This window comes from Paenibacillus sp. FSL M7-1046 (genome assembly GCF_038007405.1).
Lineage (GTDB): Bacteria > Bacillota > Bacilli > Paenibacillales > Paenibacillaceae > Paenibacillus_AQ.
This window is the reverse complement of sequence record NZ_JBBOXB010000001.1, coordinates 4,043,122-4,055,842: the sequence shown is the minus strand read 5'-3', so window position 1 is coordinate 4,055,842 and position 12,721 is coordinate 4,043,122. Positions and strand designations below refer to the sequence as shown.

Below are 12,721 nucleotides of genomic sequence, written 5' to 3'. Positions count from 1 at the left end.
GTCTCTTGATCATTCACAGTAATATTCACAAATAAGCATGGTCCAGCTTCACTTCCTGCTGCCCTCCCCTTTCTTCATCAGCAGCGGTTCCAGCCACCGGGCCGCCTCTTCTTGGGAGGAGAACGCCCCTCCCGGACAGCCATACATTCTTTTGGTGGACAATGCGGTCACCGGCTTATACAAGGCAAGCAGCTTGGCATTTCCCATTACTACGGCAATACCTACGCACAGGCGGGCGATTTCGTCCTTATGGGCCTTGCACCAGTCCATGTACTGCTTCGCCGAGTCACGCGGAGGACGTTCACTGCGTTCTCCCTGCTGCAGCATCAGCAGCCCGAAAGGCACTTTTCGCTCCAGCAGCTTCTCCCAATAAAGGATATACTCCTCCACCGTCTCCCGGCCAAAATCACTCCCAAGATTAATGCTTACAAGCGGCCAACCAGACTCATCTGTCGATAGGCTCATTTCCCTTCCCCCTGTTACGATGATATGCGGAACCCGCCTGATTGCTGCTGCAGCTTCCATAGACGGGCATACAGCCCCTCCGAGGCCAGCAATGCCTCATGGCGTCCCTGCTCAGCCAGTCTTCCTTCTTCAAGTACGATAATGTTATCCGCGCCGCGGACCGTTTTGAGACGGTGGGCAATAACGACGACCGTCCGCCCCTGGATCAAGGCATCAATGGCCTGCTGGATTTCGGCTTCGTTCTGCGGGTCCAGTGAGGCAGTCGCTTCATCCAGCAGTACAAGCGGAGCATCCTTGAGAATGGCGCGGGCAATCGAGATCCGCTGCTTCTCCCCACCGGACAGCGTACTCCCGCCTTCACCTACCGGGGTGTCATAACCCATGGGCAGCTTCATGATGAAATCATGGCAGCGCGCCGTTTCCGCCGCCCGCCGGATCTCTTCATGAGAAGCCTCTGGCCGGCCGAAGGCAATGTTATTGCCAATCGTATCCTGGAACAGATACACATCCTGGAAGACCACAGATACCGCCTTCAGTAAATGCTCCGGCTCTATCTCACTGAGCTTTCGTCCTCCAAGCGTGATATGGCCCTCATTCGGATCATAGAACCGCGAGATTAGGCGAAGCACAGTGCTTTTGCCGCTGCCTGAGGGCCCGACAATAGCTGTCAGCGATCCCTGGGGCAGCACCATGCTCAAATCCTTCAGCACCGGTTCACCGCCATAGCCAAAGGTTACATTCCGGAAGGTTATGTCGCCGTTCTGCGGCAGCGGTGCGGATTCTCCAGTCATGACCGGTTCGTTCAGCAGATCAACGATACGGCCGCCTGCCTGTTCGTTGTAGCGGAATTCCGCATAGTTCGCCAGTGCGTTCGTCAGCGGATCATAGATTCGGGTGCCGACGACCAGGAACACGGCAAATTGCAGCACGCCAAGCTCGCCGCCGAGCAGCAGATGTACACCGATATAGACCATCAGCGGCAGTCCGGCTCTTAGAAGGCCCATGGCAGTCAAGATCACCGGCCCGAAGATTCCCTCAAGCCTGATGCTTTCTTTCATTAGAGTCTTGAAGGAGTGCTCCAGACGGACAAAACGCTGGCCTGTCAGATTATAAGCCTTCATCACGCGGATGCCGTTCAAATATTCCTGCAGCCGGTTGGCGGCGTTCAGCTTGGCCCGCATATGCGAGGCTCCAAGCCTACGTCTTAGGCGAGAAGACAGAATCATCATCAGAAGGGCGAACGGAAGTGCGGCGAACATGGCCAGAGCCATGCGAAAGTCCAGCATAAGCATGCCGGACAGGGCGAATAGCGGCAGTACAAAGGCACCGGCGAGCTGCGGCAGCAGATGGGAGATGCCGGTCTCCACCAGCGTAAAGTCGCCCATGATCATATTGGCGAGATCGCCGGGGTCCCGGCGTGTCAGATAGCCAAGCGGAAGCTTGCACAAATGTTCGGCCAGTTCTGCCCGGCCCTGTGCAGCCACGTTGTAGGCTCCCCGGTATGCCGAGCGGTAAGCGGGAATCTCACTGAGGAACATCAGCACTGCCGTGGCCGCAAGTCCGCCGCAAATCCACCATAGCCGCTCTGTCTGCAGCACCATCCCGGGAGAAATGTACGGCTCGAAAATAAGCCGGACCGCTTCAATAATAAGCGCAAACGGAAAAACGGCAGCCAAATTACTGAGCAGCGAATACAGCACTGGTTTTAGCAACTGGCGCGGATTACCCGCAGTAATATTATGCAGTACCTTCATGTTCCAAGCCTCCCTTTTCCATCACCCATTCTCCTGCACCGGTATAAGCCCGCCACATGTCCGCATAGAGGCCGTTCTGCGAGAGCAGCCCCTCATGCTTGCCCTGCTCAGCAATCTGTCCGTCCCGCAGCACCAGAATCTGCCCGGCTTCACGGATCGAGGATAGTCTATGGGCAATGACAATGACCGTCTTGCCGCGCATCAGCTCAGTAAGCGCAAGCTGCATCTGATGCTCATTCTCCGGATCGGCAAAAGCAGTCGCTTCATCAAGCACCAGCACCGGCGCATTTTTAAGAATGGCCCGCGCCACCGCAATTCGCTGTTCTTCTCCACCTGAGAGGTATACCCCGCCTTCGCCGATCAGCGTATCGTAGCCCTGCGGCAGGCGTGTAATAAAATCGTCGCACTGGGCCGCTCTAGCTGCAGCTTCGACCTCATGCCTTGAAGCTCCCGGTTTGCCGACGGCAATGTTCTCGTATAGCGTGTCGTAGAACAGGAAGGATTCCTGGAACACAAAAGCCACTGTGTCCATCAGTTCACGAACTGCCATATGCCGGATGTCCACGCCGCCGATGCAAATATTCCCTTCCTGCGGGTCCCAGAACCGCGGCACCAGACTCGCCACCGTGGATTTGCCCGAACCGGAGGGTCCGACCAGTGCCGTTACCTGCCCCTGCTCTGCCCGAAAGGAAATATGACTCAGCGCAGCAGCAGCTTCCCCGCTCTCATCATACGTAAAGCTCACATCGGAAAACTCGATCTCAAAACTGCCTGGAGACTCCGGCGACAGAGGTTCCGGTACCGGCTGCTGTGCCAGCAGCTCGTCCATTCTCCGCACGCCTTCGCCGATATCACGGGTGCTGGAGGCCAGCGCGAGCAGCTTGTACAGCGGGGCTGAAATGCCCGGCGCCATAATCAGAAAGAACAGCAGCACCGCGGCTGTCGACCTATTGTCCGGCTCCCGGCTCAGCAGGTAGACGCCAACGGGCAGGATGAAGAGAAACAAGGAAGCCAGCAATGTTTTGAAGGTGATGTAACCGTTCTGGAAACGGTCTGTGTACTCCAGGCAGTAATCCCGGTAGCTGACCATATCGCGGTAAAATTTGCGGAAGGAGTGGACCGTCTGGCCGAACACCTTGACAGCAGGCATCCCCCGCACATATTGCACAGCAGATGCATTGATGTTCTCCAGCGACTGATGATACTGCTTCACACTGGCCTGCCCCCTGCTGCTGGTCATCAGAACCGCCTGCAGAATGATCCCGAGCAGAACCGGGAGCAGACAAGCGGCCGCCAGCGGCGGGCTGAGCCAGAACATCACCCCAAGCATCAGTATTGTAGTTGCCATTGCGCTGACAATATCGGGAAGCTGATGGGCGATGAAGTTCTCCACCTTATCTACATTTTGCTCCAGCGTTTTTTTGACAGCGCCGGTCGATGTCCCGTTCAAGTAACCCAGCGGAAGCCTGCCGAGATGTTCCGTCATAGTGATCCGCAGCTGATACTGAATGCGGAAAGCGGCCACATGCGAGCACATGATCCCGCAATAGGAAGTGATCAACCCAAGAATCAGCCCGCCAAGTGCAGCAAGTCCCCAGAAAATAACAGCCTGTCTGTCTATCCCTCCGGGGGAAGCTGCATGGCGCAACAGCTCGGCGAGAATAAAATAAACCGAAATGAAGGGAACGAGCATCAGCACGGCGCTGGCGGATGACAGCAACCCGGACAGGAGAAGCAGCCCTTTTTTCTCTCCGGCAATTTCCAGTAATCGAGGTATGCCCGTCTTACTCTTACTCACAGCTCTTTCCTCCGTTCTATAAATGGATGCACAAAAAAAGTGCACTGAGAATGATTATCTGTGCACAAGTGTAGAAGAAAAACTAAGCCCTTCTCTACTGCTTCCGGGATTATTTATGCTCAAAAAAGGATCGTATCGCTACCGTCCTTCGATCCACCCGCAAACGCAGCTACAACTGCTCCGCTGAGCTTCTCCTGCTGTTCATGGCATATTCCCCGGGGCGTACGCCGTATTTCTTGCGGAAGGCTGCTGCAAAATGGCTGACATTTCCATAGCCCACCTGCGAAGCCGCTTCACTGACACTTAGCCTGTCGTGGCACAGCAAATGATACGCCCGCTGCAGCCGCTGCTCAATCACATAGGCATGAACCGTGGTCCCGAACATATCTTTAAAGCCCTTTTTCAGTTTGAATTCATTGAGACAGATACTGCGTGACAGTCCGGCCAGTGTTGGCGGATACGCATAATCCCGCTGCAACATTTCTTTTGCCAGATGGAGACTCCGCATATCATCCTTGGACAGCTTTACTGTTAACGGCACCTTATCGGCTTCATAAAATACCTCGTTGAGATAGACCGCGAACAGCTCCAGCATTTTCCCTTCCAAATAAAGCTCCCGCATTCCCTGCCCGTACGAGCATTCGGAAATTTGCGCAAGGATCATTCGTATCGATGCGGTAAGCTTATGCTTAGTAAAAAATGCCTCTACTCCTATTCCGCACCGCTGCCGGTCAGCCCCGCTCATCCCTTCGGTCATCCGCCCGAATTGTTCAGGGCTCATATCTATGCTCAGGAAGCGGTAAGCGGCGTTCTCGATATACCGGCAGTTCTCCGCTCTTCCACCCCCATGCAACAGCGCGATCTCACCCGTTTCAATTCCAAAGGTACTGCCTTTAAGCGAGGTCCCCCATTCAATCCCTTCGCCAAGGCAAAAAATCAGCTCTGTCCGCGGAACTCTGAATTCTCCACTGGCTTCAATGTTCCGGTGGAAGGTGAGGTTGAAGTCGGTCATCTGAATCCGGCCCTGTGACAGCAGGCTCCGGCAGCTGCCCTTGCCAAGCTCTTCCGGCGGCCTGATCTCGAAATGGCTTCCATCCAGTTGATATGTATATTTATACCCGTCGCATTCCAGCGTTTTGCAGGCATCAATTCTTTCTGCATCTTTATTCGAAATGTTATTTCCCATTATGATCCTCGCCCCCTGCTATAGTTATTATAGCTTTTATTGAGAATGATTATCAATGAAAAAAAGAAAAAAAGAGCCTCTTTACAGAGACTCCCGCAGAGCTGGCCTAGGGGCCGGGTTCGTTATTTCTTGCTGCGCACTTCGAATATGGCAAATTTCAGATAATGCCCTTCGTCGACACCGAGAATTTGCGGATGGTCTTTCCCTGCGGCCCGCCATTCAATCAGTCTCAGGACCTTACCGGCATCCTTCGCCGCTTCGGCAATGGTATCCAGAAACAGTTGCGGCTGCATGTGATAGGAGCAGCTTGCCGTCACCAAATAACCGCCCTCATTGACCAGCTTCATGCCGTGCAGGTTAATATCCTTGTAACCACGGCAGGCACCGGCAACAGCACTTTTGGTTTTGGCAAACGCCGGAGGATCCAGAATGACGACATCCCATGTGCGTCCGCCGCCAGCAGTCATCGGCTTCGCCGTATCGGCCTTAGCCGCCGACTTGGCTACCGACTTAGCTTCTCCTGTACCGGTTGCACGCTCCGTCCGCTCTTCCAGCCCTTTGACCTGATTGCGCAGAAAAGCAAAAGCATCATCCACCACAAATTCCACACGGTCCGTGAATCCGTTCAGTTCCACATTGGCCTTGGCGCTTTCGATCGCGTGCGCGGATACGTCGAGGCAGGTAACCTTTTTGGCTCCGTATTTACAGGCATGCAGTGTGAAGCTGCCCGTATGCGCGAAGCATTCCAGCACTGTCGCACCGTCCCAATACGGGAAGGTGACCGGCTTGCCGCTTTTGTTCACCGGCAGGGTCTGGACCAGACCTTCTTCCGTCTCGATCTCCTGCAGCGTAATTCCGCTGCGGCCGCCCCAGCCTTTAATCAGCGGAGCGATGGAAGCTCTATTCTCCCGCTGGTCGAAGAAATAGCCCGTCTTCTGGCCTTCCTCGATATCCACGATTACCTTCAGACCGTTCTCGCTTACAGTAATGTGGCGCGGACATTCCCCGTAGAGCACTCCGGTTCTTTGCTCCAAGCCTTCCAGCTCCCGTACACTAACATCACTCCGCTCATAAATCCCGCGTGGATTCATCACCTGTACTAGTGCTTCCACGATCTCGGCGCGGCGCAGATCCATGCCCAGCGTCAAGAGCTGAACGACAAGAATCTCGCCGAAACGGTCAATAATCAGACCGGGCAGAAAATCAGCTTCACCGTACACAAGCCGGTACGCGTCTGCTCCCGGCAGAAAACGTTCCCGATGCTGCAGGCAGCTTGAGAACCGCTCCGCGAAAAAGGCCGCATCCATGACGGCCAGCGGACTCTGGGAGAGAATTCTCACCCGGATTTGCGAAGCCGGATTATAATAACCAGCACCCAAAAAACGCCCCTGGTGATTAAGCACATCCACCAATCCGCCTGCCTGCGGATCTCCATCCACCGAGGCCACCTCGCTGGCGTAGACCCACGGATGACCCTGCTCCAGTCTTTTCTTGCGGTTTCGTTCCAGAATAACCGATGCCAATGACTTCAACTCCCTGTTCTTGTTAATGATTTCATACATGTCCACTGCAATGCTTTCATATATTGGTGTACAACCCCCGTTCAAAGGAGCCTGTCCTTATGATCCGTGACCTGCTGTTCCCTATTATATATGGTCTAGTTATCTTTCTTGCCGGCATGAAGCTTATGGAAGCCGCGCTGTCGCGGCTTGCCGGACCCCTGCTGTCGCGGGGCCTGCATAAGGCCACATCTACGCCAGTAAAAGGCCTCATAGCCAGCAGTCTGCTGTCGGCACTGCTGCAGAGCAGTACTGCCGTCACGGTGCTGACCATCGGCATGGTCAATGCCGGCCTGCTTACCTATGCCCGTACCCTGGGCATCATTCTCGGCAGCAACATTGGCACCTGCTTAACCACCGAGCTGATTGGACTACAGATCAGCACGATGGCCACGCCGCTGCTGGCTGCCTCGCTCTGCGTCTGGGCCGCGGCAGTCATGATCGGCGAACTGCCGCCCTACTCATGGCGGGCAGCGGGAGCCTGCCGTAAATTCTCCGGGCCGCTCCAGTTCATCAGCCTCGCGGTGGCCGGCTTCGCGCTTGTCCTGTGGGGCATCGCCGTCATGCAGTCGATCAGCCCCGCGCTGCAAGCCAGCGGACTGTTCCGCTGGTTCCTTGGCCATGCTGCCACAAGCGCTCTCTGGGGGCTTGCCGCCGGAGCCTGTCTGACCGCAATGCTGCACAGCAGCGCGGCGGTCATCGGGATGGCGATGGGCCTGGCTTCCACCGGCGTGATGCCGCCGGAGCTGGGCATCGCCATCGTGCTTGGCGCAAATGTCGGCACCTGTGTCACCGCCGTAATTGCCGCAATCGGCGGCTCGCCTTCCGGGGTATTCGTCGCCTGGTCGCATGTGGCGCTCAACGTCGGTGGCGCACTGCTGTTCCTGCCCTTTATAGGGCCGCTGCAGAGCCTCGCCGCCTGGATCGGCGGCGGTCCCGCCGCACAGCTCGCCCATGCCCAGACGATCTTCAATGTGGTCTGCTCGCTGTTGGCTCTCCCGTTGTGCTACCTTCCCTTATGGTCCAGGCTGGAAAGCCGGCTCCAGCCGTGAGAACATGCGCATGGCCGATCGGGCTATCCCCGGACGCATGCGCTATCGCTGTACTATTATACTTCAATTGAGCCTTTTCATCTAATGCAAAGACGAAATGTCGAGCGCACCAGAAAAAAAAGAACTGCAAAGTGCCCCAAGGCGGCATTGCAGTTCTTTGGTCTTTCTTTGATTTTGCATACAGCAGTTTGTTGCTGCTACTTGACTTTAACCGAAATTGTCACGGTCTTGTTATTGTATTTGCCTTTGAAAGAAGTGCTTCCCTTGGCCAGCGCTGTGATGCTGCCTGAGGAGAGCTTGGCTACAGACGGCTTCGAGTTGGTCCAGGTTATCAGACCAGTCACGTCTGCCGTTTTACCAGTATCATACAAGGCGGTTACCACAACGGTCTGTTTGCCTCCCGGAGCCATCTTCAGGCGTGATTCATTCACTGTCAGCTTGGTCAGCTTGGGAATCACGTTGACCTTGAGGCTGACGTTAATACCCTGATAAGATCCCGTTAACGTAGTTGTGCCTTCAGCCACGGCCTTCACGGAAGCGCCCTTGACAGTCGCTGCTGCCGGATTGGAGGATTCCCAATTAATCGTATTCGAGAAGTTGGCTGTTTTTCCGTTGGAGTAATAAGCTGTTACTTTTACCGATTTGGAGGCTTTAATGTTCATCTCCAGCGATGCCGGCTCAACTTCAAGCTTGGTAATCTTTTGCTCAATGGTCACCGGAATGGTGATTGTCTTGTTGGCATAGGTCCCTTTTAGGCTTGCACTGCCCTTTACCAATCCTCTGACCGTTTTTCCGCTTGTGCCTGATTTGATCACGGCATTCGTGCCCGTAATCTCCCAAGTAATCTTGTCGGAGGTCTCACGCTCATCGCCGTTTTCCATAACTACTTTAACTGAAGGCATAGCCTTCTCTTCGCCAGTAACAACCACCAGGTTGTCCTCAGGCCCGATCAGCACCAGCACTTTATCCAGAACAGTAAGCTTATATTCAACGCTCTTGTTGCGGATGTCCGCTTTTGAGGCACTGACGTTGCTTTCTTTAATTTTACCGATCAGTGTAACTGTACCGGCTGCTTTACCTTCAATCTTGCCATCCTTGATGGTAGCAACTTCTGCATTGTCAGAAGTCCACTCTATCTCCTGGCTCAGTTCAAGTTTGGTACCGTCGAGCTTGGTGCCATTTACCTTAGGCAAGCTTAAAGTGTCACCTTTGAACATTTCCTTTTCGGACTTTTCATTCTCTGCTTTCTCAACCTCTATGGCCGTGATGGTCGGAAGCACTTTCAGCTTAATCTCTCTGCTGACACCTTTATACTCCGCTTTGATAGTAGAGTCGCCCACACCCTTAGCCGTAATGTCCGCAGCGTCTGCTTCGGATTTGGCTGTGGCTACCAGTTGATCACTGGATGTCCAGGTGGCGTTCTGGGATACATTCAGCGTAGAGTTGGCAGCATCTCTGACCTCAGCCTTCACATCTAGCACTTCACCCATGAACAGCTTCTGTTCCTTGGAAGGCGTCAATAGAATCGCTTCATACGACGAGCGGACGTATACGTCTACGGAAGCTTTCACACCCAGATAAGCAATCGTGATTACAGTCTTACCCGTAGCCAGAACCTTGAGTTCTCCGTTCTTGACGGTAGCTACAGCAGTATTTGAAGAACTCCAGTCGCCTTTAGCCGTCACGTCCTCAGACTCCGCTTGGGTAGCGGCTTTGGTAGTTGCCGTCAGCTTAATCGCGCTATCCCCCATAAGGGTCTCGACATCCTTCACAACCTTATCATTCTGTTTGATGTCGATGTCGGTAAAAGCCATTTCAACTTCTGTCTTATATGTAGCCGTCAGGCCTTTGTATTTCGCAGTGATCGTTACCTTACCTTCTTTAAGAAGGTTGACTTTACCGTCCGATATCGTCAATACATTGGTGTCAGAGCTGGACCATTCAACATCTTTCGTAACATCAGTCGCTTCGGTGATGGACTTTCCTCCGAGTACCTTAGCTTTGATAGTCCGCTTCTCTTCACTGTCTCCCAGCTTATAGTTGCCTTCTTTATGCTCAATCTTCAAATCCTTGAATGGATGAGTCACAGAAACTTCAATCGTAGTAAGCATGCTATTATAAGTAGCTGTAATAATAGCCGTGCCACTGTCAAACGGCGTCAAAAGGCCGTTTACAACCTTTACAGCAGTGGTATTGGAAGAATTCCAGGTCACCGCACCCGTTACATCTCTCTTGGAAGAAGAACCTTCTACATTGGCGAACACCTTCAATTGCTTCGGTGTCTGGCCGACTACGAGATCCAATTTGGCCGAACTCTCAAACTCAATCGAGTTGATATCTCCCTTTTCTGCAAAGACACTTACCGGAAATACTACGGTAGCCAGCAGCGCTATGATGAGAAGCAACTTCGTCATTTTCCTGTTCACAGTCATCATTTCTCTCCTTCATTGTGATGTTGTTCTGGGAGGGTACATTCCCACACTCTTCCACTACTATCGACATTTAGCACTGAAGACTTTAACTTTTCTTGAAATCAGGGGTCTTAAAAGCCCAATTAGGGACTTTATAACCAGTGTTTCCCATATGTTCCAGTACCAGCGCCTCATGTTGAAATTCAGAATGATTCGCATACGCGCGGCAGGCTCTTATGATCCAGTCTGCTGCAAACATGTCCCCCAACAAACAACAAGGACTTCATCCCTTGCAGGGGACGAAATCCTTGGTTCCAAGCTGTATTTATTGGCGGACCGCCTGTTTCAGGCCAGCTTGTGACATGCCAACCAGTGTCCCGCCGCATTCATTAACGCCCGCTTCCGTTATTTTCACCTGGCACAGTTCTCCCTGCAGCGAATCATCGCCGCTGAAGAAAACCTGCAGGTAATTGTCGCTGAAGCCGTGCTGTGTGCTGCGGCCCGGGGCCCCTTTGGCCGACCGTTCAGGAATAACAGACAATGTCTTGCCGACGAACCTGCGCGCATAGGCAAGCTGCATCTCCTCGGATAGGTCGATCAGTTCCTGTACGCGGACGTTCTTAATTTCCTCGTCAACCTGGTTCAGCATTCGTGCCGCCGGAGTGCCTGTGCGCTTCGAATACGGGAAGACATGCATCTCGGAGTAGTTCACGGCCTTCATGAAATCATAGCCGGCGCGGAACATTTCCTCGGTCTCGCCGGGGAATCCGACAATAACGTCGGTGGTGATCCCGACATCCGGCATCGCCTGGCGGATCAGCTCCATCTTGGCATAATACTCTTCGGTGGTGTATTTGCGGCGCATCGCTTTGAGCACCTCGTTATGTCCGGCTTGCAGCGGAATATGCAGATGACGGCACATCTTGGAGCTGCGGTTCAGCACCTCAAGCAATTTATCGTCAATCTGGCTGGCTTCAATCGAACTGATACGTACCCGCTCCAGCCCGTCCACCTTATCCAGCTCCCACAGCAAATCGGCGAGACGGTAATTCTCCAGATCGTCGCCATAACCTCCGGTATGAATTCCGGTAAGAACAAACTCCTTATAGCCGGCCTCCACCAGCTGATGCGCCTGGGCGACAATCGATTTCGGATCGCGGCTGCGCGACAGCCCGCGCGACCACGGAATGATGCAGAAGGTGCAGAAGTTGTTGCAGCCATCCTGGATTTTCATAAACGCCCGCGTCCGGTCGGCAAAACCCGGCACATCCAGCTCTTCGAATTCACGCGTCTTCATAATGTTGCGGACAGCATTCACCGGCTGGCGGGACCCCTGGATATTTTTAACGTGAGTCATAATCTGTTCACGGTCCTGGTTGCCGATCACGAGATCGACCCCGGGAATATCAAGGATCTCGCCGGGTGAGGTCTGCGCATAGCAGCCCGTTACGGCAACGATAGCCTCCGGGTTGCGGCGCACGGCGCGGCGGATCATTTGGCGGCTTTTCTTGTCGCCGGTATTGGTTACCGTACAGGTGTTGATTAGATATACGTCGGCGGGCCCTTCGAAATCAACCTGCTCGTAACCTTCATTTTTGAATAGCTGCCAGATGGCTTCAGTGTCATAGAAATTCACTTTACAACCTAAAGTATAAAATGCTACGGATGGCATTGTTCAAGCTCCCCCCATTTCTCCGGATTCATACAGGATGCAGGCTGCAGCGACCATGCCGGCCGTCTCGCAGCGCAGAATACGCCGCCCAAGGCCTACCGGTACCGCTCCGGCCTCTTCGGCCGCATGGCATTCCTCCGGGCTGAAGCCGCCTTCAGGACCGACAACGATCATTACCCGGCCCGGCGATTCCGGCGCCAACGCAGACAACCATGGTGCGGCGGCGCTCCGCAGCTGCAGTCCTTCTTCCTTCTCATAACAAAAGTAAACGGCATCATAGTCGCAGAAGCTTTGCAGCAGCAGCTTCCAGCTCAAAGGCGCATGCACGGCCGGCACTATATTACGGTGTGCCTGCTCCGCTGCCTCCTTGCAAATCTTGCGCCAGCGTTCCAGCCTCTTATTCTCCTTGCGCTCGTCATACTGCACTATCGTGCGCTCTGAGAGGAACGGGGCAAAAGCCACCGCACCGATTTCGGTGCACTTCTGAATGACGGTTTCCAGCTTGTCTCCCTTCGGCAGACTCTGGGCCACCGTAATCTTGATCCGCGGCTCATGCGCCATCTCCAGAGACTCCAGTATGTCTACTATAATCTCGCCGATCTCAATCGAAGAGATCTCCGCCAACGCCTCGCGGGAAACGCCGTCGCTGACTATTAGCTTGTCTCCGGCTTTGCCGCGCATCACTTTGGCAATATGGCGGGCATCCTCGCCGTCAATGGTTACCTGTTCCGGGCCGAACTGCTCCGGTGCTACGAAATAACGCTGCATCTTCATCCTCATCCTATCCATTATTCAGCGTAAAAGCGGCGGCGATCCTGCTGTTC

Annotated in this window: 9 protein-coding genes; 1 reads left to right on the top strand and 8 read right to left on the bottom strand. The window is 54.0% G+C overall.

The window, feature by feature from the left end:
• Positions 1–48 precede the first annotated feature (48 nt).
• The 5 genes from NYE29_RS17800 to NYE29_RS17780 all read right to left on the bottom strand — a co-directional run bounded on the left by NYE29_RS17800 (position 49) and on the right by NYE29_RS17780 (position 6,726).
• Positions 49–465, bottom strand: a complete 417-nt coding sequence (locus tag NYE29_RS17800; RefSeq protein WP_340896937.1) for a hypothetical protein — start codon at positions 463–465, stop codon at positions 49–51.
• 14 nt (positions 466–479) lie between these two features.
• On the bottom strand, positions 480–2,219 hold the full coding sequence (locus NYE29_RS17795; RefSeq protein ID WP_340896936.1) for an ABC transporter ATP-binding protein: 1,740 nt from the start codon (positions 2,217–2,219) through the stop codon (positions 480–482).
• Entirely contained in the window at positions 2,203–4,017 is a 1,815-nt protein-coding gene (locus tag NYE29_RS17790) for an ABC transporter ATP-binding protein (RefSeq protein WP_340896935.1), read from the bottom strand. The genes NYE29_RS17795 and NYE29_RS17790 overlap by 17 nt, the downstream gene beginning before the upstream one ends.
• Before the next feature lie 169 nt (positions 4,018–4,186).
• Positions 4,187–5,203, bottom strand: a complete 1,017-nt coding sequence (locus NYE29_RS17785; protein ID WP_340896934.1) for a helix-turn-helix domain-containing protein — start codon at positions 5,201–5,203, stop codon at positions 4,187–4,189.
• A 122-nt stretch (positions 5,204–5,325) separates the two neighbouring features.
• Positions 5,326–6,726, bottom strand: coding sequence for a class I SAM-dependent rRNA methyltransferase (locus tag NYE29_RS17780; RefSeq protein WP_340899752.1), 1,401 nt, complete (start codon positions 6,724–6,726; stop codon positions 5,326–5,328).
• A gap of 98 nt (positions 6,727–6,824) precedes the next feature.
• On the opposite strand from NYE29_RS17780, the gene NYE29_RS17775 reads away from it, so the two are divergent.
• Entirely contained in the window at positions 6,825–7,814 is a 990-nt protein-coding gene (locus NYE29_RS17775) for a Na/Pi cotransporter family protein (RefSeq protein WP_340896933.1), read from the top strand.
• Positions 7,815–8,011: 197 nt separating this feature from the next.
• Here NYE29_RS17775 and NYE29_RS17770 read toward each other — a convergent pair whose 3' ends face one another.
• The 3 genes from NYE29_RS17770 to NYE29_RS17760 all read right to left on the bottom strand — a co-directional run bounded on the left by NYE29_RS17770 (position 8,012) and on the right by NYE29_RS17760 (position 12,665).
• Positions 8,012–10,228 carry a hypothetical protein gene (locus tag NYE29_RS17770; RefSeq protein ID WP_340896932.1) on the bottom strand — a complete coding sequence of 739 codons (2,217 nt, stop codon included), beginning with the start codon at positions 10,226–10,228 and terminating at the stop codon, positions 8,012–8,014.
• A gap of 322 nt (positions 10,229–10,550) precedes the next feature.
• Positions 10,551–11,897 (bottom strand): tRNA (N(6)-L-threonylcarbamoyladenosine(37)-C(2))-methylthiotransferase MtaB, encoded by a 1,347-nt coding sequence (gene mtaB, locus NYE29_RS17765; RefSeq protein ID WP_340896931.1) that lies wholly within the window; start codon positions 11,895–11,897, stop codon positions 10,551–10,553.
• Positions 11,898–11,900: 3 nt separating this feature from the next.
• The gene (locus tag NYE29_RS17760; RefSeq protein ID WP_340896930.1) at positions 11,901–12,665 is read right to left on the bottom strand and encodes an RsmE family RNA methyltransferase; all 765 of its coding nucleotides are present in this window, start codon (positions 12,663–12,665) and stop codon (positions 11,901–11,903) included.
• Positions 12,666–12,721 lie beyond the last annotated feature (56 nt).